Below are 26006 nucleotides of genomic sequence, written 5' to 3'. Positions count from 1 at the left end.
TGTTGAACTATGAGGAAGATCTTGCTCATTTCATTGCTGTCTTTGGGCTTGATGAGTGTTTTTTCATCGAATTTTTCGTTCTCTGGTGGGGTATCGATCGGAAAGATTCAAGGGTGGAACCTTTCGATGGGTGTACTGGACGAAAGATTCTCAGTTGAAGCTGGCTTGAGCTTCGATGTGGGGGGAGTATTCAGCGCGTCTCAGTTCGACTTCTACAATCTAGAATTTTTAACGAAGTTCAGCCTCTACAGCTCGGACAGTTTCAACCTCGGACCCATGTTGGGCATCATGTTCGGCAATTTTGGAACTGAAGAAGCCACGCCGACGTGGAATTCGAAGATCTTTGCTGGTATCTACACCAATTACGTTCTGGGCAACATTGAACTTTCCGCAGGGTTAACGTATCCACTGTCGAACCAGCTCGATTTCGTGGAGATGGTTCACGTGTCGGCGAAGTTCTTCCCCACGCCACCTCGGGGGAAGACTTTTTCAGATAGGTTCTTCTTTGGGCTGGACCTACTCGGAGGAAGATTGAGATGCTCCTTCGGTTTCATCGAGAGCTTTTGAACGCGGAATGAAGTTCACTTCATCGTTTTCTTTGATTGGATCTATGAAACTTGCTGGTTTTCCGTTCAGCAATATCGTGTAGTCCTTCAAATTCTTTGTGTCTATTTCCACACTCGCCAATACGTCAACCACGATGGGTTCGAATTTTGGCAGAAAGATCTCCATACCATCTTGAAGCGATGCATCTGAACTGATGTATTCACCGTTCACGAGCACGGTGTGGTTCTTCTGAAAGATCCTGATCTCCCTTCCGTTGAACTTCACGTTCACATGTTGTGGCTCGGGGAGGATATCTTTTATCTTAGGCTCGGTACCTTCGAAAAGATAGCGTATTTCGTGTTCGTTCTTCTCAACGGTCTTGAGGTTCAACTTGAATTTCGAAATTCTTTTCATTTCACCGTTCATAGAGTAGTTGATGAAACCCAACTTTTCTTTCAAAGACTGCAAGATCTCCTCTTCCGTCGGCCAGCGGATGGTTATCTCATCTCCGTCGTTGATGGTTCTGTCCAACTCTTGAATCTCTTCGTTGTTGAGTATCACGGTGGGAAGCAGGCTGAAGATCTCTGAATTGTTCAGGAACACTCGAATCGGTTTAACGAGATCTTTGAGTTTCAAGGTGTTGACGTTTTCATCTCCAAGTGGTTCTACCTCAACCTCATCTCCGTTCCTCAGTGTTTGATGGAGGGTACACTCTTTACCGTTCAGTTTTACTCTGTATCTTTTCACGACGAAACCTGAAACGGTCCTCAATTCACCGTTGAGTCTGTAGCTGATCGAAGGTTGTACCTTTCCTATCAAGTCCCTAACACTGTAACCACACTGGGTGAGCAACTGAAGTACCGTCGGAGACCGATCCAACTTGAGCAAGCGTACTTCCTCTCCATTCAGCTTGACCACATCGTAGACCGATCCAATCTCCTTCGCCTTCATGTACGCGATGCCGGCCAGTGTGACGTACTCACTTCCGACGAAACCTTCCTTGACGGATTTGATCCTATCGCATTCTTCGACCGATTTGAGTGCGACACGTTCTTTCGGCAAATGCAAAGCTTCGGCTATTTTTTGCCTCAAAAGAGAGAGCTTGGCACCGCCACCCACCAGCAGAACCGCGCTCGTTTTACCCAAGTTCAAAGATTCTATGCGTTGAGCTATGTTTTCCGCGATCTGACTGACGATGGGTTCCACAACTCTTTCGAGATCGGATCGCTCAACGACGATCGTTTCTCCCGTGAGGTTTCTCACTTCCATTCTTTGTCGTGTCTCGATGGATCTCTTCAGCATCTCCGCCGTCTTGAAGTCGAGTAGATAATACTGAGCTATGGCTTCCGTTATTTCATCGCCAGCCATCGCCACCATGTCGTAACCGATGACGTTCCCAGCTTTGGCGATCGCGATGTCGCTGGTGCCCGCACCGATGTCCACCAAAGCTATGTTCAAAAACCTCAGCTCGTCTGGCACCGCGACCTCTAAGGCCGCCATGGGTTCGAGTGTCAAGAAGGAGCACCTCAAACCGGCCAAATGTAAGGCGCTCATCATCGCATCTATCACTTGATTCGGCAACATGGCCACGATCAATTTTGCATACAATTCTTCTCCCCTATGACCGATAGGATTCTTCACCCACAATCCATCCAGCTTGTATTCCAGAGCGGAATATCCCGCGCAGTAGAGTCTCGTGCCAGATTCGTCCAGAAAAGAAATTTTGGATAAGGCCTGTGCTTCGAGCTCTCTAACGATCCTTTCATCGATCGCTCTACTTGGGATTTTCAAGCTGGCTTCAACGATCTGTGTTTTCAAATAGCGTCCTGCAACTGCCACGGCGACGTCGTCAAGTGATACGTCGTTCCTACTCTCAAGGTTTCTCTTGACTTTCTCCACGATCCTCGCAACGCTCTTGATGTCGTGTATCTGTCCATCCAGCATGCTACGTACAGGATGTTCTATGGTCTCGAAATCCATCACCGTCAACGTTTCTTCATCGAAAATGGCCAGTAGGCCAGCCACTTTCCTTGTTCCCACATCGAGCGCGAAGAGAGTTTTCATACTTCTACCACCGTAACACCCGTTCCTCCTTCGTTGGGTGTCCCAAATCTGTACCGCTTCACCCTCGAATCTCTCCTCAGGATTTCCCAGATACCGACGGCGAGTCTACCGGTTCCCTTACCGTGGATGATGTAACCTTGTTTGAAATCTGACATGAGCAGATCGTCTATGAATCTCTCGATCAAAGGTTCGGCTTCTTCAACCGTTAAGCCACGTACGTCTATCTCGGGTCTTTCTAAAGCAAACTTGGGCACGTGAGCGATCTCTCGTTCTTGTTCCTTCATTTGTTCTACTTTCACAAGATTTTTGGCGCGTGCCTCGAGCCTCAAACCGTTGAAATCGACGATGTACCTATCGCCCCTCTTTTCAACCACCTTACCAACCGCATCGCCGTTGCGCAATCTCACGGTATCGCCCACTGCCACTTCTGATTCCACACTGCTTGCTCTCTGATCCAATTGAATCTGTCTGACCTTGGTCGCATGACTTTCGAAATGCTTGGAGGCATCCTTCAGGCTCGCTAGATCCTGCTGAGTCTTGATCGATCTTATCGTCTCATCCACTTCCCTTTTCGCCTGTTTTATGTAATCGTAGAGCTGTTTCAGTTCCCTGTCGATGTCCTCTATCTTTTTCTGTTTCAATTCTTGATACTTCCTCTCGTACTCCAATTTCGTTTTTTCGAGTTGGAACCTTTCGTTCTCGAGCTCCTCGATCCTCTTCCTCATGAGCGTCAACTGTTTTTGGTATTCTTCTATGACCTTCTGTACCTCTGCATAGTCTTTCCCAAGATAGTTTCTGGCCAAATGGAGGATGGACTCATCGAGCCCAAGTTTCTGGGCTATCTCGAGTGCGTGCGAACCTCCCGGGACGTTCATCAATATACGATAGGTTGGTTTGAGAGTTTCAGGATCGAATTCCATCGACGCGCTCACGAGTTTTTCATCGTTCACCGCGTACAGTTTTATGGGTGTGAGGTGCGTGGTGACCATGAACTTACATTCGATCTTTTTCAACCTTTCTATGATGGCGAGACCGAGTGCGGCACCCTCGACGGGATCTGTCCCAGCACCCAGTTCGTCGAGCAACACGAGGCTGTCATCGTTGGCCGAATTGAGAGCTAGGATTATGTTCTTCAAATGTGATGAGAAAGTGCTGAGATTCTGTTCTATGCTTTGTTCATCACCGACATCAACGAATACACTGTTGAAACCGAACAGTTCTGTGCCTTGTGCACAAGGTAGAGGTATGGCCGACATCATCATGCAGCAGAAAAGGCCAACAGTTTTCAACGAGACAGTCTTGCCACCCGTGTTTGGCCCCGTCATGATCAAACCACACTTGTTTTCGGGTATGACCAAATCGATGGGTACGACCGTAGACTGATCGAGTAAAGGATGTCTCGCTTGAACCAATTTCACGATTTTTTTCGAAGACGGGTAAACGACTATGGCTCTGTATTCGATCGCAAAGAGAGCTTTTGCTTGAATCACATCGACAACAGAGACGAAATCTAGTCCATCTTCGACGCGCTTCAAATTCTGTCTGACGAGTGCTGTCAATTCCCTCAAAATTCTGCCGATCTCTTTCTCTTCTTCCTCTTTGAGTTCGTAGAGCTTGTTGTTCAATGGTACGAGCTCATCTGGTTCAACGAAGCAGGTCGCCGAGGATGATGAGATCGAATGCACTATACCCCTCACCTGACTTCTATAACTGGCTCTGACGGGGAAAACATGTCTCCCATCTCTGAGGACACATATGGGCTCTTGAAGGAAGGTTCTGTTCGACTTTATGAACGAATCACTCTTTCTCTTTATCTCTTCGAGCGTTGACCTCATCTCTTGTCTGACCTGCTTCAATCTTTCGGATGCTTCGTCCTTCACCCATCCGTTCGGATCGATACATCTGTGAATCTCTTCCACCAAGCTCATGGCTGGTTCTATTGGCCTAGCAAGCTCTTTCAGCGTGAAGGTGTCAGCGAGTCGCTCGAGCCTTTCCTTCGTCATCCTCGTCGCTACGATCGCGTCTGCCACGCTCAACAGTTGAACTGGTTCCAAGACGAAACCGGCGACGAGTTTTTCTAGAATACCTTCTATATCTATCCTGTTGGAACCAGAAGGCAACAGAGACTCAGAAGATTTTACGAGTTCAATGGCTTCTTCGACGAACTTCAGTTCTCTAGCGGGATCTTTCTTGGGTTTGAGCGAGCGCACTCGCTTTTTACCGAGTTGAGTTGTTGCATATCTCTCCAGCAGGGAAAGAAACCTGTCGTAATCGAGTCTCTCAAGAGTATGAACTTCTATGGAAGAGCACCTCCAATTGAATATTCTACTCGTTCACCTGAAGGATCGATTCAAAATCGAGTCGATCGTTCTTCGTTGTGACTTTCACCAACAACTTGTAGCTACCAGGTTGTGTTATGGCTGAAATGCTGTATGGATAAAACTTGAATATTTCGTACTTAGAGTACGGCGTGAGCCACATGCGTACAGGTCCTTTTTTGAAATTCAGTGAAGAGGGGATGAGAGAAACCATGATTTCCTCAACTTCTATGAAGATTTGGTCTTTTGAATCGTTCAAGATGTAAACGGAGAACTGGAGCGGGCTTCTCAAACTGTGAATTTTGGGAGCATCTGTGTAGATTTTCATTTTCTTTAAACTTTTTTCAGCATTCTTGATGCAGGCGACCGGCATCACCAACGAGCTGGTCGAACCATTAACCACACAATCGATTTGGAGTGTGTATATTCCTTCCTCGTTGAACGGTACCGAGATCTTTTCGACTAAGTCGATGATTTCTCCGACTTTGACTCCCTGCCAGATCGGCTTGGTCTTCACTGCGTTCTGCCAAATGGTTCTGTCGTCGTGTTTCAAAGAGACGGTGAAAGAATCCACCCTCAGATCTTGAGTTCGAGCGGTTTGATTGATCAGGCTCACCTTCAGCTGTGCCTGTTCACCCACAAAATAAAAATCGTTGAGGTTCTCGACGATCAGTTGATAGCGTTCTACGCTTCTGAACTTCTTTTGTGCTGAGGTTCTCTCGCCGTTTATGTTCAATTCCACATGGATCGTGTATTCACCGGATGGAAGCTGTGTTATTTCCCTTTCTCTCTTCAAATCGAAAAGCAAACGGCTGGTGAACGGTTCGAAGGTCGCTTTCACAGGCTGGGATTGTTTGAAATTGTAGAACTGTTGATTTTCATTGTTGAAGATCTGAAAAGTGAATTCGGACACCGTAACTTCACGCTTCTTGTCGGAATTGTTGTATAGTCTGATCTGAACATCGAGTGGAGTACCGGAAGCATGGACGTCCTCACACACGATCAGGATCTGGTTCGTTGGGGATTTCTCTATAGACAACTGTGCGTAATAATTTCTGATACCAAAAAAGAAGAGGAAAACCACAACGAGGTTCAGAATTAAAAAATAAAACCCACGCTTGCGATGCTTCTGGGTTCTCTCCTGTTCTCTTTTGAGAATCTCACTTTCCTTCTTTCTCCATTCATCGGGATCTTTGGAGAGATATTTCATACCGAGGTGGTCACCCTGAGAACTTCTTCGAAGGATGTCGTTCCTTTCAATACCTTCTCAAAGCCATCTATGAACATGGGACGCATGCCTTTGCGCAAGGCCAAATCGTATATCTCCCTCTCTCCAGCACCAGCGACGATCAAATCTTTGAGTTCGCGATCCAACACCAGTACCTCGCCTATGGCGACCCTTCCTTTGTAACCTACTCCGTTACACTCGATGCAACCTGATCCCACCGTGTACTCGACTGGTTCCAACTCTGGAAAAACTTCCTTCCACATCTGTAAATATTCCGATCTCAAATTGACTTTGACTCTACAGCTCTCGCAGAGCTTTCGTACCAGCCTTTGGCTTATCACACCGATCAGGGCCGTGGAGAGCAGATGCCTGTCCACGCCGAGGTTGACCAACCTGTCAACGGCAGCGGCGGCACTGTTCGTGTGCAAGGTACTGAGGACTAAATGTCCCGTCAGCGCCGCCTCAATGGCTAAGTTCGCGGTTTCTTTGTCTCTCATCTCACCGATCATTATGATATCTGGATCTTGCCTGAGGAAAGATCTGAGGAACCTTGCAAAGGTTAGCCCAATTTCGGGACTCACTTGGCACTGTGTGACGCCGTCTATCGTGTACTCGACTGGGTCTTCAGCTGTCACGATGTTCACAGTGATGTCTTTGAGTTTGTTTATCATGGCGACCAGTGTCGTTGACTTTCCACTACCGGTCGGTCCAGTTACGAGGATGATGCCGTTTGGCCTCTTCAAAAGCGCGGAGATGAGTTTATAATTGTACTCACTGAAACCCAGTTCTTCGAGTTGCTTGTAAGCTGCAGAGACCTTTAAAATCCTCATGACGACTTTTTCGCCGTGGACTGACGGCATGGTTGAAACACGGAAGTCGTACTGTTCTCCGTGTACGTTCATGTAGAACTTTCCATCTTGAGGGAGACGCTTTTCAGAAATGTCCAAACCAGACATGATCTTTATTCTCGTCACAACGGCTCCATGTTGAGCCTTGGGATAGTCGATCACCTTACGAAGGAGTCCGTCTATTCTGTATCGAACCCTCACGTAGTTTCTGAACGGTTCGATGTGTATATCGCTCGCTTCCATCTGAACTGCTCTGTGAATGAGTGCGTTCACCATCTTGATTATGGGTGCTTCGGCTTCTTCAACTTCCTCGACCTCTTCGAGCGTCAGAACCTCCGGTTCTCGTTCTTCCGCAGTTGGGACCTCCTGTGCCAGTTCTGCTATGCCTCCTTGAATGTGTTGCTTGTGGAGCAGAGCGAAGAGGGAAGGTGTCACTAGGTAAACCGCAGGTTCTTGACCGGTTATGAATCTGACTTCTCCTTTGATCCTGCTCACGTTGTGAATCGTGTCTGTCACCAATATCAGCCGACCGTCACGTTTGTCTATCGGAACGATCCTCAATTCTTCCAATAGAGCCCTCGGCAAACTGTTCAAAACTTCCGCCGCTATGATCCTTGGGGGATCTTTCAGCATCGGTATGTTGTACTGTTCAGCCAACGCTTCCGTCAGTTCCTCCCAAGTCACGTAACCTAGCTCCACCAACACCTCACCCAGAGCTTTTTTTGTCAGTCTCTGGTTTTCTAAAGCTCTGTTTAGTTGTTCTTTCGTGATCAATCCCTTTTCCAGCAGTATCTCACCGATCCTTCTGTACCTGATCTTATCAGGCATTCGGTATGTCCTCCAAACCCAGCCTGTATATGGCTGGGATATCGCTCTCTGGGAAGAGTATCCGTTCTTCTTGATCGAAACCGGTGGCTATGACTGTCACCTTCATTTCGTCTTCCTTCAACTCGTCATCGATGATCAGACCGAACTTGACGTCCGCATCTTCACTGCAACTCTGTCTCACGATCGAGGCCGCCAAGTGCAGTTCTCTGAGTTGGACCGTTTTTGGTGCAGAAACGTTCAATATGATCGCCTTTGCGTTCTCTACAGGTTGTTCCATCAATTTGCTCGTCATCGCTCTCTTCGCAGCGTCGGCTGCTCTGTTTGTACCTTTTCCGATGCCTATACCGAGCATCGCAACGCCGGCGTTCCTCATCACCGACTCGACATCGGCGAAATCGAGGTTGATGTAACCTCTCTTGGTTATCAGTTCCGATATACCCCTCACACCTTGATGCAACGTTTCGTCGGCCGTCGCGAACGCTTCAACAGCTGTCACATCCGAAGGCAGTTCCTCAAGGAGCTTGTTGTTCGACACTTTGATGAGTGTGTCCACACTCGGCTTGAGCCTCTTTAAACCTTCCATTGCCGTTTGCCATCGCTCTTTACCCTCGAAGTAGAACGGGGTCGTAACGACCGCGACCGTCAACACACCCATCTTCCTCGCAACTTCAGCTATGATCGGTGTGGCACCGGTGCCTGTACCACCACCGAAGCCGGCCGTCAAAAAGAGCATGTCGGTATCCTTCAAAACTTGCTCTATTTTATCTAAACTCTCGATCGCCGCTTCCTCGCCGACCTTTGGATTACCACCAGCGCCCAATCCGCGCGTTCTGCGCTCCCCTATCTGGATCTTCAGATCCGCATCCGTTTCCTCCAGGACCTGAACGTCCGTGTTCACAGCTATGAGCACGACGTTTTTCAGACCCATTTTCGCCATACGGTTCACTGCGTTGTTGCCGGCTCCCCCAACACCCACAACTTTTATGATGGGAATTCTCTTTCTGGTAGGTTTTTCTGTTTCTTGACTTCTGCTCTGCTTGCTCAACTCGAAGGGCATAGAATCGCCTCCTCAGGTTCACCAAAGACTTTTGAACATTTCGATCAATTTTCTGAAGAAACTCTGTTTCGAAGAGCTCTGCTTCGCTGGAGCCACAGGTTGAGTATGCTTGAGAAGCTGGGCTACACCACCCAGCACCGCACAGAATGCTGGATCTTCTGAGATTTCTTCATCGTTCAGTATGGAAAGATTTGCAACGTTGAAGGTCCCGACGCGTGCTGGTCCTTCAAAAACATCCAAAGCTAGATCTATGAGTCTCGGAATCTTGGCGCCACCACCCACGAACACGACGCCTCCCGGAAGCTTCCCAACCATGTTCACTGGGGCTTGTATCGTGAACTCCCTGACAGTCCTTCTAGCTTTCGTGAGTATTTCTCTCAATCGAGCGTGTATTATGCGCGCGAGTTCTTCCTTGGTCGTCGTCTTCAAGGTTCTACCATCTAAGCCTCTGTACTCCACAGCGCGTTGAGCGTAAGAAGAATCACCGTACACCGCGCTGCCTTCTGATCTGAGCAGTCTCTCCGCTTCTTCTGTGGATGTACCTAGGACTATCGAGATGTCCCTCAAAACGTGCTTGACTCCGAGTGGGATCACGTGTAGTTTTGCCGGCACAGAGGAGAAATATATCACGACGAAGGTGTGACTGTGGCCGAGATCTATGATGCAAACGCCGTTTTCTTTTTCCACATCGCTCAACACGCACTCCGATGCGAAGAGGGTCGAATGACCATACAAAAGTGGTTCTGGTAAAGTTTCAGCCAGAAAGTCGAAAACTGAGCTGGAGTTCCTCTCCATGACGATCGCTGTCGCTTCGAACTTGACCTTGTTGGCGGTCATACCGACGGGATTGATGACGAGTTTCGTTCCATCGACTAAGTATCTCTTTGGATAGAAATGGAGCACCCTGTAGCTGGTGGACAGTTCTTCTTCGACGGACGTTCTGAGTGATTCGACGATCGACTCATCGATGATCTTCTTCTCATTCTCCGAAACGACCAACTCGGCTCGATGTTCAACCAGCTGGACGTTGCTGTGACTGCTCGAAACTATGAAATCAGCCCTTCTGACCCTCGATTCTTTCTCGAGCTCGTCGATCAGAGCTTCGATCACTTCGTTGACCGCGGTCACGTCCTTCACTTCACCGCTTTCTATTCCCCTCGACTTGATGGCAGCTTTCGCCAACACCTCCAGACCTTGTGGTGTGTAAACGAGAATCGCACCTTTGACCGTATGACTACCAATATCGATCAGACAATAAGTTTCACCTCTCCTCATTGTCCCCACCTCTTAACTTGTAAAAGAGCCCTTGGGAAGATAAAAAATACTCCCCTTTGGGCTCCATCTTCTTGATCGCTTCAGGTAAGAGCTGTAAATTTTTCAGAAGATCGTTCCAATCGTTGAATTTCACAGTCACACCCTTGAGCAATACAACCTTTCTTTCCTCGAGGATCACTTCAACTACGTGCGGATCTTCAAAGATCGATTCCAGCTTCCATATGAGCTTGAGCGTATTTTCATCTATTTTCGCGTTCTCTATCTTTAGGCCACTCACGTAAGCCCTCGATAGAACGTCTTCGCTCCTCGCGACCCCCACCAACCTTCCACTCTCCCCTACCCACCAGAATCTTCCTTTGTGAGCCACCAAGAAGCGACCTTTTTCTTGCACCGGTGTCCTTCCGATCCTCACTGACCCCACCACGAACGCGAGAACAAAAAATAAACAAAATATTACGATCGACAGCGTCGCTTTTTTACAATTATACATCCAAGTAAGTCACCTTCAACGCGTGCCTCTCGATGAAGTTCTTTCGCTCGATGGTGTCCTCCCCCATCAGTATCTCGAACAAAGCGTCAGCTTCTTCCGCATTTTCTATCGTAACACGAATTAAACGTCTCGTATTTGGATTCATGGTTGTTTCCCAAAGTTGTTCAGGATTCATCTCACCTAGACCTTTGTACCTTTGCACTTCGACTTTATCTGAACTGCCAAGCTGCTTCATCAAAGTATGGTACTCATCATCACTGTAAAGATACAGTGTTTTGTTGGGAGTTTGGACTCTATAGAGCGGAGCGACCGCTATGTATATCCTTCCGTCCTCTATCAACGGTCTCATGTATCTGAAGAAGAAAGTCAACAGTAGTACTCTTATGTGTGCCCCATCGATGTCTGCATCGGTCATGATTATGATCTTGCCGTACCGCAATTTCGTCCGATCGAATTTTTCGCCGATACCAGTTCCAACAGCAACGATTATGTCTTTTATTTGTTCGTTACTCAACAGCTTCTGTATCGACGACTTTTCCACGTTGAGGATCTTTCCCCTCAAAGGCAATATCGCTTGAAATTCTCTGTCTCTAGCTTGTTTTGCTGATCCACCGGCGGAATCACCTTCAACGATGAAAAGTTCGGATTTTTCGACATCGTTTGTGACACAGTCGGCGAGTTTTCCAGGCAACGCAGCTCCTTCGAAGGCACTTTTGCGTTTCACGAGTTCTCTGACCTTCCTCGCCGCTTCTCTTGCTCTCTTCGCCTCTTGGACCCTCTCCAATATCGCTTTCAAAAGGTTCTTGTTGACCTCAAAGATTTCCACAAGACGGTCCCTCATGACTTTGGAAACTGCGGTTCCCGCACTTTCACTTCCGAGTCGTCCTTTAGTTTGACCTTCAAATTCTGGATTGGGCATCAGAACACTCACAACAGCCACTAGACCTTCTCTCACATCTTCCCCTTGGAAGACATCGTCTTTACGCAAAAATCCCAAATTTCTACCGTAATCGTTCAACAACCTCGTTAAAACGTTTCTGAAAGCCGTCACGTGTGTTCCGTGATCTATCGTGCGGATGTTGTTCACGAACGAATAGAGGATCTCTTCGTCTTGAGAAGCGGTGTAAACGAACGCTATTTCCACTTTGATGTCTTCGTGAACGTCCGAAATGTAAACGATGTCGTGAATCGGCTTTGAGTTCAGATTCTTAATCACATAAGATACGTACTCCTTGATTCCACCAGAATACCTCATCTTGGTCTTGTAATCGTTGATCCTATCTTCGAACTCTATCGTCAGTCCGGGATTCAGAAACGCCAGCTCTCTGAGTCGGCTCTCGATTATGTCCGGGTCGAACTCCGTGGTGGAGAAAATCTCAGGATCAGGTTTGAACCTCACCGTCGTTCCGCGCTCGTTAGTTTCACCGATTTCCTTCACTTCGCACAGTGGTCGACCCTTAGAATAGCTTTGATAATATATCTTCCCGTTCCTCTTCACCCACACCTCCATCAGCTCGGAGAGGGCATTCACGACGGAGGCTCCCACTCCGTGGAGCCCTCCACTGACTTTGTAAGCGGAGTTTGAAAATTTTCCACCCGCATGCAAAGTGGTCATCACCGTTTCCAACGTGCTCTTGTTCGTGTCTGGATGGATTTCCACAGGGATACCCCGACCGTTGTCCTCGACTTCTGCTGAACCATCGCTGTGGAGGATGACCTTCATTCTGTCGCAAGCTCCCGCCATCACCTCGTCTATACTGTTATCGATGATTTCATACAGCAAATGGTGTAATCCACTCTTGCCAGTGGATCCTATGTACATTCCAGGTCTGAGACGCACCGCCTCTAATCCCTTGAGAACTTTGATGTCTTCCGGTCTGTAGTCAGTGACCACGTCGACCCCTCCTGAAGACCACGTTCGTGACGAGACGCTCACCGAGTTTTTCGTTCAACTTCTCTGCGATTTTTTTAGACATGAAACGCGCTTCCGTCAACCACAGATCGTTGTCACACTCGAAGAAGACCACACCGTTAGTGAACCCTGCAAAACGGCAGTGGTGTGCCAAAGACTCACCGAGAACGCTCGGAAGATCGGAGAGCACCAATCTCAATTTCAATTGTTTGAAGAGCGGATCTGACTTGCTGAGGTTTTCGAACACATCACTCAATCTCTTCATAACCAATTTTCCTCGACAGTCTTTATGAAATCTTCGAACTTACTTGCCAGAAATTTACCCAGCTCGGTGTTGAAACGACGCCAGCCATCGAGTTCGTTCACAGGCACGATGCCTCTACTTGTGTGTGTCAAGAACATCTCGTCTGCCCCGTAAAGTTCCGATGGTTCAACCCATCTTTCTTCAACGTCTATAGCTAGATTTTCACAAAGTTTTATGGCATTGAGCCTCGTTATGCCAGGCAATATACCGCTGTCGAGACTTGGGGTGATGACCTTGCCTTTCTTAACGATGAAGACGTTGCTGAAAGTTCCTTCGCACACCTGACCGTGACTCCCCAGCATCACAACATCGTACGCATCGCCTTTGCTTCTTTTGGCTAAAAGTATGTCTGTCCTACCAACGACCTTCAGATCGGAAGGGGTGGAGGATGGATCTATCTTCCTCACGTTGCTGACTTTCACTTTGACAAAATTCAAAGGTTGTAATCTTAATTCCTGCAAATAGACGATCAGTTCGCAACCGGTTGGTTCATATTCGAAGGCACTGAACCGTCCCCTCGGTACAACGATCACTCTGATCGAAGACTCTTTTTTCAATTTTTCGACGCCTTCTCGCAGTATCTCTCTGAATGTTGAATAATCCATGGAAAGTTCAAGACCAAGATGAGAAAGAGTCGTGAGCAATCTTTCATAGTGGTAACGCGCGGCGAAGAGCCTCAAATCGTAGGTTCGCAGAGTTTCGTACGCAATCCCACCGTACAGAAATCCTGGATCGTCTATGTTCAATTGAACTTCATCCTTACTGAGCCATGTTCCTTTCCAGATCAACAACTTGTGACACCACCCCTACACCGTTTGGCTTTCTGATCACGACTTTCGTCAAACTTCCAGGTTTCATGGAGACGAGCTCGTGACGAACATAATATTCATCGTAACCGTGGCTGACCCCGTTCTTGCTCATCTCTACGAGCACGGTTCTGATCTTTCCAACCGACGCGGCCCTGTACTCCATGGCCGTTTTATCTGCCAATTCTTTGAGCAATTTCATGCGTCTATCCTTCTCTTCGGACGGTACCTTCTGTGGCATTTTAGAAGCGGGGGTACCGGGTCTCTCGGAGTATTTGAAAGCGTGTACCCTAGCGAATTTGACTTCGCTGATCAGTGCGAGGGTTCTCTCAAAATCACCGATGGTTTCTCCCGGAAAGCCCACTATGATGTCGGTCGTTATAGAGAAGTCTGGATCGACACTGCGCAAGCGCTCGAACAAAGAAACAGCCTGCTCGACGGTGTACTTTCTATTCATGGACTTCAATATTCGGTTGGAACCGCTCTGAACAGGTATGTGCAGATGGGGGCACAGTTTATCTCGATACTTGAACAAGTTCACCAGATCGTTCGAAACGTCCTGAACGTTGATCGAACTCAACCTGATGCGAAAAACATCGTTCACGTTGTTCAGGATGTACTCGATGAGTTCTGCAAGGTTCGTACCTGTGTCTTGACCATACTTTCCAAGGTTGACCCCGGTGATTACGATCTCTTTATAACCCGATGCGACCAAATTCCTCACTTCTTGAAGCACGGATTCTTTGTCTTTGCTTCTGATCTTTCTCCCCCTCGCGATGGGTACCACACAGTATGTACAAAATTCATAGCAACCATCTTCAACTTTCACATAAGCCCTGACGCGTTCAGCTAAGAAATTTTTCACCGGTTGATCGATCTGGTAATCTGGTTCCGATACGAAGGTAATTGGCTTTCTCGTTTCGAACCAGTTGTTTATGTACTCTGTCAGTTTCGTTTTCTCTGCGTTCCCAAGCACAATATCGGCTCCGCAATCTGCGAGTGATTTTGGATTCAAATGTGCATAACATCCAACGGCAATGACAACGGCTTTTGGATTCAACCTTTTGAGTTTTCTCAGAACTTGACGGGATTGGCGCTCAGCCTCAGTTGTTACCATGCATGTGTTCACAACGCACACATCGACGTTGATGGGTTGTGGTGAAACAACGATCCCCGCGCGTTCTAGTTGTTCTATTATGAGTTCCGTCTCGTACTGGTTCACCTTGCAACCTAAAAAAGCTACGTAAGCTTTCATAGATACCCTTCCATAGCCGCCCTGATGACGTTGGATCTCGTTATCATGCCGAGGAGCCGACCGTGTTCATCCACCACGGGGAGGATCTTCACGTTGTGCCTGATCATGAGATCAGCAACGTGCACCAAGGATGCGTTTTCATTGACGACCAGTGGTGGATGAGCCATGAACTCACGGATGGGTTTGTCCTTTATTCTGGATATCGTTCTGAAAAATTGACTCATGTCAGGAATGAACGTCGTTGATTGAAGAAGGGAAAAGTATCCAGGAACAGCTGCACGGATTATATCACTCTCACTGACGAAACCTATGACTCTCATGTCCTCTGCAACGATCGGTAGCCCGCTCAAAGATTGTGTTGCCAGAATCTTGATCACATTCTCAACTGTTTCATCCTGTGTGACTGCCGTGACGTCCCTAGTCATGACATCGTAAACCCTCATTCCACCACCTCTGTCTCATCTGAGGCGCTCCACTTTGCACAACTTCATCGCTTCGTTTATTTCCTCATAGTCTGGCATCTCCTTGGGTAGTTTCTTCGTTTTCGCGAGAGCAGCGGCGTAACCGAACTTCGCTACTTCCGCCATGTCGGCTTTCTTATCGGTCAACTTTTTATACACCATCGAAGCAACGTAAGCATCACCGGCACCCAGCACGTTCTCTGGTTCAACTTCCTCGTCCGTGGTGATCAACCAAACCCCGTTTTGGGTAGCAACCACATCGCTTTTGAGTTGGAAAGAAATGACGGCCAATTTACATCCCTTTTTCACAAGATTCGAGGCGGCTTCCACATAATCTTCGAGGTCGTTCAAGCGTGTCCCAAGAACGATCGGATTACCCCTAACATCGGGTTTGATGACGTCTGGAACGCTCACCTGCAGAGCCGAGATCAGATATTCATCTATCATGTCGACGAAGACCATTTTTCCCCTTTCCTTAGCCATCTTCGTCATCTTTCCGTAGATGTCTCCTTCAAGGTTGGGTGGCAAACTACCGGAGAGCACAACGATTTCCGCACGCGAGAGGAAAATCTCGTAACGTTTCAGGAGCAATTCGACTGCGCTTTTGTCCACAGTCGGTCCCGGAGAGTTGATAGCCGTCATCGTGTGGTTCACAGGATCTACGATCACGATGTTTTCTCTCGTTTCGTCATCTATGTGGACAAAACTCGTACTGATGAGTGGGCTGATCTTGTTCAGTTCTGTGAGTAGCACACGTCCCGTGTGTCCTCCCAGTATTCCGATGGCGACGGAGGCCACCCCGAGTCTCGACAACGCGATGGAAACGTTTATACCTTTACCCCCGGGGCTCATGATCATGTGACTTTTATCCTTTATCCTGTGGTAATCGTTGATGGTGAAACCTTCGATTATGAACTCTCTGTCCAGTGCGGGGTTCAACGTTACGGTTACAACCTTCACGTTTCACCTCTCCAGTACGAACGCTTTCGCTGATCCTCTGTATTCGATTCTACCATCCTTCATGGTCACAAACTGATCTGCGAACGGAAGGAACCTCGTTTTCTGTCTGGTGCTGAGGATCACGATTCTGTCCTCTTTTATGTTCAAAAGTTCCTTCAAGACAGGTGACAGAGTGTCGTCGTCCAGATGGTCCAGTATGCAATCTAACACCACGATGATAGACTTTCTGACGATCGCCGTGAAGAGTAGGAGCATGATTTTTTCCATGGTGTAGAACTGTCTTATGGGGGTCTTGAGTTCACGCTTGAGGAACTTCAGAACACCGAGTCTATCGAGTTCCGAGGCAAAGTCCTCCAGGGAAGCCTTCGATTCGGACAGTGTTATTTTGATGAATTCTGCGAATGTGAGTTCATCCATCGCCTCCACGAAAGAAGGCTCCACGTAGGAGACCATCTGTCTGAGCAATTTTTTGTCATAAACTTGTACAGGCTTTTCGTTTATCAACAGCTCTCCAACCCACTCGACGTTCTCATAGATCTCCTTGTTCAGTCTAGACAGGGATCTGAGCAGAGCGGATTTACCTGCACCTCTTGGACCATATATGACCGTCAGTTGTCCTGCCTCGAAGGAAAGGTTTATGTCTCTAAGCACAGGGACGTTGTCTATGGTCATGGAGAAGTTCTTCAACTCAACGCAACTACGACTTCTTGTTGCTTTCTGGCTTTCTTCCATTTTCATCACCGTTTTCCAAAGACATCCTCCTGAAGACTTCCTCTTTGGCTCCCTCTTGTCCGTCCTTCAAGAGTTTCAACAGCTCGTATTGAGACAAAGTCTTCAGATTCTTTTTTGACTTCTGCATGGTATCACCTCGCAATTTGATGACTCACATGAAGATATTAAAACTCGTCAATTACCTCACCTTTTAGCTAAGTTTAAAACTGACGTTTCCTGTTCGTTGGCCTGCTGATCTGCAAAAGTTTCATCCTGTAATAAAGAGTCCTGACACTCAAGCCGAGTTCTTTGGCTGTTTTTTGGACATCCCAGTCGTTCTGCTCTAAAGATTTTGTTATTAAACTTTTCTCGTACTGTCTCAGTGTGCGCTTCAGATCTTTCACTTCACCTGCGATCTCGTGAGTTTGGTAACTGACCTTCAACGGTGGAAGATGGTGAGCCCTGATGAACCTCTCACTGGGTTCCATGGTTATCATGGCCCTGCCGATTATGTTCTCCAGTTCTCTCACATTCCCCGGCCAATCGTAGGATATCAACTTGTGCAACGCTTCTGGAGATATTCCCTCCACTATCCTTCCATATTCCTGATTCAGCTTCTTTATGATGTACTGCACGAGTGCAGGTATGTCCTCTTTCCGTTCTCTGAGAGGTGGTATGTGTATTGGGAACACGTTGAGCCTGAAGTACAGGTCCGGCAGAAACGAGCCGTCTTCCACCATCTTTTCCAAGTTCATGTTCGTTGCGGCTATGATCCTCACATCTATCTTGATCGGTTTTGTTCCACCGACCGGTGATATCTCCTTCGTTTCCAAGAACCTCAGAAGTTTGGGCTGTAATGAGAGAGGCATCTTACCGACTTCGTCGAGAAACACGGTGCCTTTGTGTGCTTCTTCGAGTAAGCCTTTCTTACCTTCCCTGCGTGCGCCGGTGAAAGCACCGGGTGCATAACCGAACAGTTCTGACTCCAGCACGGTTTCTGGTATCGCTGCACAGTTGACGCTCACGAAAGGTTGGTCTTTCCTGTCGCTTGCGTTGTGTATCGCGTGTGCGAGCAACTCTTTACCTGTACCACTTTCTCCTCTCAGCAGAACCGTTGCAGGCGTGTGTGCCACCTTCATGGCTTGTTCTATCACGGCCTTCATCTTCGCACTCTCGGCCACGATGTCTTCGAAGGTATATCTGGCGCTGAGACGTCTCATGATCCGTCGCATTTCTTCGAGTTCCCTGCTCAGACGTACGATCTCCGACACATCGTGTATCACACCGACACTACCTTTGAATTCACCCTTGACGAACAGAGGTGTCACGTCCACCACAACTTCTTTGCGCGTTGGACCCACCAGCAACCTGGCCCCATAGATGGGCTGTTTCGTTTGCGCAACTTTCATGTGCATGCTTTCTCCTTCTGCGATGTCTATCGTGGCGGGTTTGCCTATCACTTCCTGTGCTGAGAATCCCGTTATTTTCGTGTAAGCCTTGTTGACCATCACGATCTTTCCTTCGGCATCGGCAACAGATATGGCATCGTTGGTGGATTCTATGATCGCTTTCAAGAGTGCTTCCATTTCTCGAAGGTTTGTGACTTCTTCGACCATCTTCTGAACGCTCGTGATGTCTCTGAATATCGCTACGGCACCTATGACGTTACCTTGTTGGTCTCTGATGGGTATCCTCGAGGTTATTATTTTGACTTCGCCTATGTTTTGAATGTGATCTATCTCGGCCTTGCCCGTTTGAACAACGATGTGCAACCTCGTGTTCGGTATCACGTCGACCACATGTTTGTTGATAGCGCTGGAAGGTGGAATACCGAGTATGATCGAGGCTTGTCTGTTTATGTAAACTACCTTTCCATCTCTGTCCACTATGATGATGCCTTCAACTATGGAGTTGAGGACCGTTTCGAAAAGTTCCGCCCTCGTCATAACACCACTCCAAATAAATTTTAACTATTTGATCAACATTCGCGTTGAAAACTCGCACGTTTTCAAAAGGCCCCTGGTAATCTATAGACAACGTTTTGAGTGCATTTTTGAGCGTTTTGTTTGGTCTCGAAAAGAGTCTTCTGAGGAATTCCTCATACCTTTTCAAATCGAGCGGCGTCCGTTTCCTGACGAGTTCGACCATGGTCGAATCCACCTTCGGAGGAGGATCGAAGCAAGTTCTTGGAACGTGGAAAAGGACGCGAACATCGAAATAAGTCTGAGTTAAAGCGGTGATGAACGTCAATCTCCGTTTATCACGACCGTGAGCGAGCTTCTCTGCGAACTCTTTTTGGACGATGAAGATGCACCTTTTAAAACCCAGTTCGATCACCTTACGGATGATTTTCGACGATATCTGATAAGGTATACTTCCGTAGCACAACTGTGCTCCTTCGATCTCGTTTGGCGACACTTTCAGAAAATCTTTCAACCTCAGCTCGACGTTCCCAGAAACGTTCCTTTTGAACTCTTCAACCAATGTCTCGTCGATTTCATAACAAAGCAGTCGACAACCGAGTTTGGCGGTGAAACTCGTTAAAAAGCCTTTTCCGCATCCTATCTCTACGATTGTATCTTCTCTGGAAGGATCCAATAATTTTGAAAGTTCCTGGCCCACCCACTCACATACGAGGAAATGCTGGCCGTACCGTCTCACTGTTCGATCAAGATCTCAGCTTGTCCTTCGATGGCAGTAGAACCGTCCATCTTCAAAACGTTCGTTTGAAGGATCGCTCTTTTCTTCTCTTCCTTTTTTTCGATCACACGCACATGAACTTTCACAGCTTCACCAACGAACACGGGAGCCCTGTAAGTCAGCTGCTGCCTAACCAAAATCGTTCCTGGACCTGGGAAATCCATACCAAGGACCTTCGAGATCAGCGAGGCTACGAGCATACCATGACAGATTTTTCTTCCAAAACGTGTGTTCTTTGCATACTCATCATCCAAATGTATGGGATTCTTATCGCCCGTGATCTCCGCGAAGGCTTTCACCATTTCTTCTGTGACCATGAACATCGTCTCGTACTCTTGGTTTACTTGTAAAGTTGAGAATTTCACTCTCATCCGCTCCCAAGTTACATATTACCACGTTGCGGAGTAGAATGTTATTCGGAGGTGCGATCTTCTGGAGAGGAAGATATACCTAAAGAAAATGGATTTGGATCAAGTACTTAAGCGTTATCTAGAACGATTGAGGGACGTTGGTTTTTTCGAACGAAAAGTGGAAAGAGTCAAAACGAGGGACGCGCTCGATAGAACGCTCGCTTCAGCGGTTTTTGCGCATAGAAGTGTACCACACTACAATGCGGCAGCCGTGGATGGTATCGCCGTTCGGAGCGTCGATACGATCGGCGCCTCCAAGCACGCACCGAAGAAGTTGGCGAAGGATCGATACGAATTCGTCAACACGGGTCAACCTATCCGCGAAGGTTTCGACGCGGTGATAATGATAGAAGATGTTCATTTTTTGCAAGATTCTTCAGTTCAAGTTTTTGAACCTGTACCACAGTTCCACAACGTCAGGGTGATCGGTGAAGACGTCGTGGAGTACGACATGTTGTTTCCAAGATACCATCGCCTTGCCCCACAAGACCTGGCTCTGCTCCTCGCCGCTGGGGTGTTCGAAGTCGATGTGTTGAAGAAGATGAAGTGTGTGGTCGTGCCAACGGGGGACGAGATCGTCGATCCAACCGCAGAGCTCAAAGAAGGTCTCATACCTGAGACCAACTCGTCGCTCGTCAAAGCTTTCTTGGAGAAGCTGGGAGCAGAAGTGGAAGTTTTTCAGATCGTCAAGGACGATGTGAGAATGTTGGAAGAAACCTTGCACACGTTCTTACCAAAGAGCGATATGCTACTCTTCATAGGTGGTTCTTCCGCCGGGGAGAAGGATTTCGTCTATAGGTTACTCGAAAAAACGGGTGAGGTGTTCGCGCACGGTTTAAACCTTCGTCCTGGCAAGCCAACCGTTCTATCCATCGTGGAGAAAAAGCCAGTGATCGGGCTACCTGGCTTCCCCTCGTCGTGTTTCACGGTGCTTGAGAGGATCGTTCAACCGATCATCGATGAATGGTACGGTCGAAGGGATTGTGAAGCAGATTTCATCGAAGCCGAGTCTGTGAGACGTGTGCACTCTTTTGTGGGTGAAGACGAGATCGTGAGGGGTGTGGTGGCGAAAGTCAAAGAAAGGTACGTCTTCGTTCCACTTAAGAGAGGATCTGCGGTCATGTCATCGCTCTCGAGGATGAACGGCACACTCGTTGTTCCAAAAGGTGAGGAAGTCATAGAGGAAGGACAAAAAGTTTTGATAAAACTGGAGAGTTCCAAGCGCTACATCGACGACATGGTGCTCTTCGTGGGTAGCAATGATCCACTCGTCGATCGGCTCGTTGATCTGTTGTGTGAGCGAAAGCTGAACCTCACGGTTGTGAGCGTGGGTAGTTTGGGTGGTGTACGGGCGATCGCGAGGGCACAAGCCCATCTGGGTGGGATACACCTGTTCGACCCAGAGACTGAGACTTACAACTTACCTTATCTGAGGAAAATGTTGAACAATTTCGTGCTGGTCAAATTCGCCAAGAGACTTCAGGGCATTGTCGTGCAGAAAGGAAATCCCAAATCGATCAAGACACTGTACGATCTCACTAAAAGCGATGTGAAGTTTGTCAACAGACAGAAAGCCTCAGGAACTAGGATTCTTTTGGATTATTATCTTGAGAAACTCGGAATAGAACCGAGCAAGATAAATGGTTATGAAAACGAGGAGTCAACGCACATCGGTGTTGCCTTGAAAGTGAAGAAAGGTCTGGCAGACGCCGGTTTGGCGGTGGCCTACGTTGCGAAGTTGATGGATTTAGATTTCGTGCCGATCTGTTGGGAAGATTACGATCTTCTGATTCTACCTGAGTTCTTCGAAGATGAACGTTTCAAGATCATACTCGATGTGATAACATCCAAAGAGTTCAGAAACCTCGCCTCTGCCTACGCGGGGTACGATGTATCCGAGGCGGGAAAGATCATCTTGGAGGGTAGAGAGCTATGAAGGTGGGTATAGTCGTGATCGGCGATAGAGTGAGCAAAAATCTCATGATCGACAGGAACGCCGAGACGGTCGAGAACCTCCTCAGAGACATCGGCGGAAGGATCGAAGCGAAGTTCGTTGTGCCGGATGAGATGGACTTGATACGTGAAAAGCTACTCTATCTGTGTGAACACGGTTTCGATTTGGTGATCACCTGTGGGGGTACGGGTGTTTCGCCCAGGGATGTGACACCCGAGGCGACACTCTCGGTGGTGGAAAAAAGGCTCTATGGCATGGAGATGGCCATGATGAACGAAGCTCTGAAGCATACACCGACGGCCATGCTGTCTCGAGCCGTCGTGGGTGTGAAAAAAGAGACTCTGATCGTCAATCTACCTGGCAGTCCAGATGCAGTCAGAGAGAATTTAAAAGCGATCTTACCGGCGATACCACACGCCATCGAGAAGATCAAGGGTTCCACGAAAGACTGTGGTTCGAAATTTTGAGGCGCTCGTTATGGGTGAGATGAGATTTCTCAAGCTCGCTACACTCCAACAAGTCTATTCTGAGTATCTTCGGCTTGTGAACCCGCTCGATCGGGTTGAGCAAATCTCGGTGCTCGAATCGCTCGGGTTTGTGAGCGCTGAGGACATACCAGCGAGGCAAGATCTGCCAGGTTTCAATAAATCCTTGGTGGATGGTTATGCTGTTAGGGCGAAAGATACAACCGGTGCCAGTACGAGTTTTCCAGCAGTCCTGCATTTTGCTTTCGAAGTGAAAGTTGGTGAGGAACCAAAAAGGCCTCTTGGTCAGAACGAAGCGGCTTGGATCGCTACCGGTGCAATGTTGCCGATCGGTGCCGATGCCGTCGTTATGGCCGAGCATACCCAGAGGTTCGGAGAGTACGTGGAGGTCATGAAGCCCGTGGCAGTCGGAGAAAACGTTTTCAAAAAGGATGACGATGTGAAGTTGGGTCAGTTGATAGTCACGAAGGGTGTGAGGATCGGACCTGGTCATCTTCAGCTCATGTTTCAACTTGGGATCCAACGGTTGAAAGTGTTTCGGCGCGTGAGTGTCGGAGTGATATCGACTGGTGATGAGATCGTTGAACCTTTTGAGCAAAATAAATCGATCGCTCAGGTGCGCGACAGCAACAGCTATACACTCGAATGCTGGTTGAAATCTTTAGGGTTCAGAATAGAACGTGTAGGACTCTGCCGCGATGACGAAGAGATGCTGTTCAAGATGTTGAAAGATTCGATGAAAAATCACGATGCGATCGTGATCGTCGGTGGAAGTTCCATAGGTACGAGAGATTTCACAGAGTCTGCGATGAATCGGTCGGGAAAACCTGGTGTGATTTTCCACGGGATCCTCATGCAACCTGGTAAACCGACGGTGCTGGGCTTGTTGGACGGAAAACCTGTGGTTGGCTTGCCAGGTAATCCAGTTTCTTTCACCGTGAGCGCCAGATTCGTGTTGTTACCCATCCTCAGAAAGTTGGAAGGTGAGATCGACTTTCTTCCAAAACCTGTGGGCATGGTGAAACTGGCGAGGAACGTGTCCTCCAGACAAGGTAGAGAACATTTTGTCAGAGTCAGGCTTTTCGTGAGAGACGCCCAAGTTTGGGCTGAACCTTTGGAGAGCGAAACGGCACAAGTTTCGAACCTTGCCATGGCCGACGGTGTGATCAGATTGCCGGCGAACATCGAGGGACTTTACGCGGGAGATTTTGCGGAGTTCTATCCTCTCTGGTCTGGGTGGTGATACGATGATCAAGCAGCTCATAGCTTTGGGTTTGTTTCTCGGAGCCTACTATGTGATATTGAGCAAAACTCAGAGAACATCGGTGAAAGTATTCTTGTTAGGTTTGATCGCAGCCGTTCTGAAACTCTCTGAGGGGCTCACGGTTGAAAATATTTCACGTGTCGTCGACTTCAACACGATCGGTTTGCTCCTCGGTATGATGATCATCGTGGCCGTGATGAAAACCACAGGTTTTTTCCAGATGGCCGCCATATACGCGGTGAGACTTGGACGGGGACAACTGAAAAGGACTTTTTTGATGCTCATGATCTTCATCGCCGTGCTTTCGGCTTTTCTGGACAATGTGACCACGTTGCTCATATTCGCTCCCATCCTTTTTCTCGTCTGTGACGCAGCGGGTGTTGATCCGTCGAGGATGCTCGTGCTCGGTATAGTCGCCTCGAACATCGGTGGAATCTCGACCATGATAGGCGATCCTCCAAACATCATAATAGGTTTGGCCGGTGGCTTGAGTTTCACAAGCTTCATCACACATCTGGCCCCTGCAGCGTTCCTCCTCACGTTGATATCGGCGCTGTTGTTGACCCGTGACATACATGAAGAGAAGGAATCTCTGGAAGGTTTAAGAAAGCTCGCAACCACCAACCCGATACAAGCTATCACCGACAAAAAAACACTCTCGAAGCTCATCGTCGTCTTCGTTGTCACCATCGTTGGATTCGCTTTTCATGAGAGGTTGAAAATCGACATAGCGTTCATCGCACTCGTTGGTGCCTCTCTTTCGCTCATCCTCGCTGGAAAGAATTTTGAGGATGTTGCAAAAGAGGTCGAATGGGACACGCTCTTCTTCTTCATGGGGCTATTTTCACTCACGTACGTTGTGAGAGAACTCGGCCTTCTGAGCAAGTTTGCTGGACTCGTTTCGTTGATACGCTCACCCCTTCTTCTGACTCTACTTCTCGTTTGGCTCGGAGCCATCATGTCGGCTCTGCTGAGTGCCGTACCGACCACCGTGGTTCTCGTTCCTGTGGTGAAACACCTGGTGGAGCTCGGCCATCCGATTCAACTTTGGTGGGCGATCGCCCTTGGTATAGGGATCGGTTCGAACACGACTCCCATGGGCGCAGCCGTCAACATAGTGGCCATTTCCCTGCTGAAGAAGTTCACAGGTAAAACTTTGATGTTCAAAGATTTCTTCAAAGTTTCTTCTTTGATAGTTCTGATCGGTCTGATGGTTTCCAGCCTTTATGCGCTCTTGTTGAGTTTCTCAGGATGGTGATCGAGTTTGGAAAATCTGCTTCAAGAGTATGTAGAATATCTCAGATTCGTACGCAGAGTTTCAGAGAACACCGTGATCGCTTATCAAACCGACGTGGCACAGTTTTTACAATTTTTGCGTGAAAAAGGTATATCCTTGAACTCGTTCGGTGTGAAGGACGGTGAAGACTATTTGAAACAAATTTCTAAGGATCGCGATAAACCCATGAGCGTTTCAACGCTGGCGAGGAAGATATCTTCGTTGAGAAATTTCTTCGACTATCTCGTGTTGAGAAACTACGTTTCAAACAATCCTTGGACAAGGGTGAAGAGCCCGAGGCTCAGAAAGAGGATGCCAGACTTTCTGACCAGGGAAGAAGTCGGAGCGATGTTGAGAGCTTCGGAACGGAACGAGAGGGATCATTTGATCTTGTGCCTTCTGTACTATTGTGGCTTGAGAGTGAGCGAGCTGTGCAATCTGAAAGTGAGTGATGTTTCTTTCTCACCAGCGTTCGTGAAGATCTTGATGGGAAAGGGGAGGAAAGATCGAATTGTACCACTGAACATCGATTTGTCCAACAAATTGAGACATTACATAACCGAATCACAAAGAACGATGGAACAATTCCTTTTCGGTGGAGAAGTTAGGATACATCCTAGTACTGTGTTCAGGATCGTACGCAAATATGCCAACCTCTGCGGTATAAAGAAAAAAATACATCCACACACGTTGCGCCACTCTTTCGCAACACACTTACTGCAACGAAAGGTGAACGTGAGGGTCGTTCAAGAACTCTTGGGTCACGCGAATCTCTCCACCACGAGTACGTATCTACACCTGCTCGATGAGGAAAAGATTGCTGCAGTCAACTCTTTGATAGAGGAGGAATGAAC

Annotated in this window: 24 protein-coding genes; 6 read left to right on the top strand and 18 right to left on the bottom strand. The window is 47.9% G+C overall.

What is annotated here, in order from left to right; genetic code table 11:
* Positions 1 to 9 precede the first annotated feature (9 nt).
* Positions 10 to 567 carry a hypothetical protein gene (locus NZ875_05105; protein MCS7175115.1) on the top strand — a complete coding sequence of 186 codons (558 nt, stop codon included), beginning with the start codon at positions 10 to 12 and terminating at the stop codon, positions 565 to 567.
* Here the strand turns inward: NZ875_05105 and NZ875_05100 are convergent.
* The 18 genes from NZ875_05100 to NZ875_05015 form a co-directional block, all read right to left on the bottom strand.
* Positions 517 to 2610, bottom strand: a complete 2094-nt coding sequence (locus NZ875_05100; GenBank protein ID MCS7175114.1) for a rod shape-determining protein — start codon at positions 2608 to 2610, stop codon at positions 517 to 519. The two genes, NZ875_05105 and NZ875_05100, sit on opposite strands and share 51 nt — an antisense overlap.
* A complete protein-coding gene (locus tag NZ875_05095; GenBank protein ID MCS7175113.1) occupies positions 2607 to 4910 on the bottom strand; it encodes an endonuclease MutS2 in 2304 nt (767 codons plus the stop codon). Before NZ875_05095 ends, NZ875_05100 begins: the two co-directional genes overlap by 4 nt.
* A 25-nt stretch (positions 4911 to 4935) precedes the next feature.
* Positions 4936 to 6138 carry a hypothetical protein gene (locus NZ875_05090; protein ID MCS7175112.1) on the bottom strand — a complete coding sequence of 401 codons (1203 nt, stop codon included), beginning with the start codon at positions 6136 to 6138 and terminating at the stop codon, positions 4936 to 4938.
* Entirely contained in the window at positions 6135 to 7832 is a 1698-nt protein-coding gene (locus NZ875_05085; protein MCS7175111.1) for an ATPase, T2SS/T4P/T4SS family, read from the bottom strand. The genes NZ875_05090 and NZ875_05085 overlap by 4 nt, the downstream gene beginning before the upstream one ends.
* Positions 7825 to 8889: a cell division protein FtsZ gene (gene ftsZ / locus NZ875_05080; protein MCS7175110.1), complete on the bottom strand. Its 1065-nt coding sequence runs from the start codon at positions 8887 to 8889 to the stop codon at positions 7825 to 7827. The genes NZ875_05085 and ftsZ overlap by 8 nt, the downstream gene beginning before the upstream one ends.
* Positions 8890 to 8907: 18 nt before the next feature.
* The gene (ftsA, locus tag NZ875_05075; protein MCS7175109.1) at positions 8908 to 10164 is read right to left on the bottom strand and encodes a cell division protein FtsA; all 1257 of its coding nucleotides are present in this window, start codon (positions 10162 to 10164) and stop codon (positions 8908 to 8910) included.
* Entirely contained in the window at positions 10151 to 10555 is a 405-nt protein-coding gene (locus NZ875_05070; protein ID MCS7175108.1) for a DUF4894 domain-containing protein, read from the bottom strand. The genes ftsA and NZ875_05070 overlap by 14 nt, the downstream gene beginning before the upstream one ends.
* A 91-nt stretch (positions 10556 to 10646) precedes the next feature.
* Entirely contained in the window at positions 10647 to 12548 is a 1902-nt protein-coding gene (gyrB, locus tag NZ875_05065) for a DNA topoisomerase (ATP-hydrolyzing) subunit B (GenBank protein MCS7175107.1), read from the bottom strand.
* Positions 12538 to 12831, bottom strand: coding sequence for a DUF721 domain-containing protein (locus tag NZ875_05060; GenBank protein MCS7175106.1), 294 nt, complete (start codon positions 12829 to 12831; stop codon positions 12538 to 12540). Before NZ875_05060 ends, gyrB begins: the two co-directional genes overlap by 11 nt.
* Positions 12828 to 13661 (bottom strand): aminotransferase class IV, encoded by an 834-nt coding sequence (locus NZ875_05055; GenBank protein ID MCS7175105.1) that lies wholly within the window; start codon positions 13659 to 13661, stop codon positions 12828 to 12830. The genes NZ875_05060 and NZ875_05055 overlap by 4 nt, the downstream gene beginning before the upstream one ends.
* Complete coding sequence (gene mtaB, locus NZ875_05050; protein MCS7175104.1) at positions 13630 to 14931, bottom strand: tRNA (N(6)-L-threonylcarbamoyladenosine(37)-C(2))-methylthiotransferase MtaB; 1302 nt, start codon at positions 14929 to 14931, stop codon at positions 13630 to 13632. The genes NZ875_05055 and mtaB overlap by 32 nt, the downstream gene beginning before the upstream one ends.
* Positions 14928 to 15374, bottom strand: coding sequence for a CBS domain-containing protein (locus tag NZ875_05045; protein ID MCS7175103.1), 447 nt, complete (start codon positions 15372 to 15374; stop codon positions 14928 to 14930). Before NZ875_05045 ends, mtaB begins: the two co-directional genes overlap by 4 nt.
* Positions 15375 to 15389: 15 nt before the next feature.
* Positions 15390 to 16352 carry a 1-phosphofructokinase family hexose kinase gene (locus NZ875_05040; protein ID MCS7175102.1) on the bottom strand — a complete coding sequence of 321 codons (963 nt, stop codon included), beginning with the start codon at positions 16350 to 16352 and terminating at the stop codon, positions 15390 to 15392.
* Positions 16353 to 16355: 3 nt separating this feature from the next.
* Positions 16356 to 17039 carry an ABC transporter ATP-binding protein gene (locus tag NZ875_05035; GenBank protein ID MCS7175101.1) on the bottom strand — a complete coding sequence of 228 codons (684 nt, stop codon included), beginning with the start codon at positions 17037 to 17039 and terminating at the stop codon, positions 16356 to 16358.
* 10 nt (positions 17040 to 17049) lie between these two features.
* Complete coding sequence (locus NZ875_05030) at positions 17050 to 17211, bottom strand: hypothetical protein (GenBank protein MCS7175100.1); 162 nt, start codon at positions 17209 to 17211, stop codon at positions 17050 to 17052.
* Between the two features lie 73 nt (positions 17212 to 17284).
* Positions 17285 to 19009, bottom strand: coding sequence for a sigma-54-dependent Fis family transcriptional regulator (locus tag NZ875_05025; GenBank protein MCS7175099.1), 1725 nt, complete (start codon positions 19007 to 19009; stop codon positions 17285 to 17287).
* Positions 18963 to 19724, bottom strand: a complete 762-nt coding sequence (gene rsmA, locus NZ875_05020; protein ID MCS7175098.1) for a 16S rRNA (adenine(1518)-N(6)/adenine(1519)-N(6))-dimethyltransferase RsmA — start codon at positions 19722 to 19724, stop codon at positions 18963 to 18965. Before rsmA ends, NZ875_05025 begins: the two co-directional genes overlap by 47 nt.
* Positions 19721 to 20134, bottom strand: coding sequence for a MaoC family dehydratase (locus NZ875_05015; protein ID MCS7175097.1), 414 nt, complete (start codon positions 20132 to 20134; stop codon positions 19721 to 19723). The genes rsmA and NZ875_05015 overlap by 4 nt, the downstream gene beginning before the upstream one ends.
* Before the next feature lie 61 nt (positions 20135 to 20195).
* On the opposite strand from NZ875_05015, the gene NZ875_05010 reads away from it, so the two are divergent.
* From NZ875_05010 to NZ875_04990, 5 genes are read left to right on the top strand one after another with little or no spacing between them, the layout of a single operon-like run.
* The gene (locus tag NZ875_05010; GenBank protein ID MCS7175096.1) at positions 20196 to 22109 is read left to right on the top strand and encodes a molybdopterin biosynthesis protein; all 1914 of its coding nucleotides are present in this window, start codon (positions 20196 to 20198) and stop codon (positions 22107 to 22109) included.
* Entirely contained in the window at positions 22106 to 22594 is a 489-nt protein-coding gene (locus NZ875_05005) for a MogA/MoaB family molybdenum cofactor biosynthesis protein (protein ID MCS7175095.1), read from the top strand. Before NZ875_05010 ends, NZ875_05005 begins: the two co-directional genes overlap by 4 nt.
* Positions 22595 to 22604: 10 nt before the next feature.
* Positions 22605 to 23855, top strand: a complete 1251-nt coding sequence (locus NZ875_05000; protein ID MCS7175094.1) for a molybdopterin molybdotransferase MoeA — start codon at positions 22605 to 22607, stop codon at positions 23853 to 23855.
* A 4-nt stretch (positions 23856 to 23859) separates the two neighbouring features.
* Positions 23860 to 25134 carry an SLC13 family permease gene (locus tag NZ875_04995; GenBank protein ID MCS7175093.1) on the top strand — a complete coding sequence of 425 codons (1275 nt, stop codon included), beginning with the start codon at positions 23860 to 23862 and terminating at the stop codon, positions 25132 to 25134.
* 6 nt (positions 25135 to 25140) lie between these two features.
* Complete coding sequence (locus tag NZ875_04990; protein MCS7175092.1) at positions 25141 to 26004, top strand: tyrosine-type recombinase/integrase; 864 nt, start codon at positions 25141 to 25143, stop codon at positions 26002 to 26004.
* Positions 26005 to 26006: the final 2 nt, after the last annotated feature.

Source organism: Pseudothermotoga sp., from assembly GCA_025060105.1.
Lineage (GTDB): Bacteria > Thermotogota > Thermotogae > Thermotogales > DSM-5069 > Pseudothermotoga_A.
This window is presented reverse-complemented; position numbering and strand designations above follow the sequence as displayed.

Excerpts from the sequence above, each read along its gene's own strand:
- NZ875_05000 (MCS7175094.1), top strand. The coding sequence starts at position 22,605 with ATGGGTGAGATGAGATTTCTCAAGCTCGCTACACTCCAACAAGTCTAT.
- NZ875_05090 (MCS7175112.1), bottom strand. The coding sequence starts at position 6,138 with ATGAAATATCTCTCCAAAGATCCCGATGAATGGAGAAAGAAGGAAAGT.
- NZ875_04995 (MCS7175093.1), top strand. The coding sequence starts at position 23,860 with ATGATCAAGCAGCTCATAGCTTTGGGTTTGTTTCTCGGAGCCTACTAT.
- NZ875_05015 (MCS7175097.1), bottom strand. The coding sequence starts at position 20,134 with ATGAGAGTGAAATTCTCAACTTTACAAGTAAACCAAGAGTACGAGACG.
- NZ875_05045 (MCS7175103.1), bottom strand. The coding sequence starts at position 15,374 with ATGAGGGTTTACGATGTCATGACTAGGGACGTCACGGCAGTCACACAG.
- NZ875_05085 (MCS7175111.1), bottom strand. The coding sequence starts at position 7,832 with ATGCCTGATAAGATCAGGTACAGAAGGATCGGTGAGATACTGCTGGAA.
- NZ875_05105 (MCS7175115.1), top strand. The coding sequence starts at position 10 with ATGAGGAAGATCTTGCTCATTTCATTGCTGTCTTTGGGCTTGATGAGT.
- NZ875_05060 (MCS7175106.1), bottom strand. The coding sequence starts at position 12,831 with ATGAAGAGATTGAGTGATGTGTTCGAAAACCTCAGCAAGTCAGATCCG.
- ftsA (MCS7175109.1), bottom strand. The coding sequence starts at position 10,164 with ATGAGGAGAGGTGAAACTTATTGTCTGATCGATATTGGTAGTCATACG.
- ftsZ (MCS7175110.1), bottom strand. The coding sequence starts at position 8,889 with ATGCCCTTCGAGTTGAGCAAGCAGAGCAGAAGTCAAGAAACAGAAAAA.
- NZ875_05025 (MCS7175099.1), bottom strand. The coding sequence starts at position 19,009 with ATGACGAGGGCGGAACTTTTCGAAACGGTCCTCAACTCCATAGTTGAA.
- NZ875_05005 (MCS7175095.1), top strand. The coding sequence starts at position 22,106 with ATGAAGGTGGGTATAGTCGTGATCGGCGATAGAGTGAGCAAAAATCTC.
- NZ875_05100 (MCS7175114.1), bottom strand. The coding sequence starts at position 2,610 with ATGAAAACTCTCTTCGCGCTCGATGTGGGAACAAGGAAAGTGGCTGGC.
- mtaB (MCS7175104.1), bottom strand. The coding sequence starts at position 14,931 with ATGAAAGCTTACGTAGCTTTTTTAGGTTGCAAGGTGAACCAGTACGAG.
- NZ875_05030 (MCS7175100.1), bottom strand. The coding sequence starts at position 17,211 with ATGCAGAAGTCAAAAAAGAATCTGAAGACTTTGTCTCAATACGAGCTG.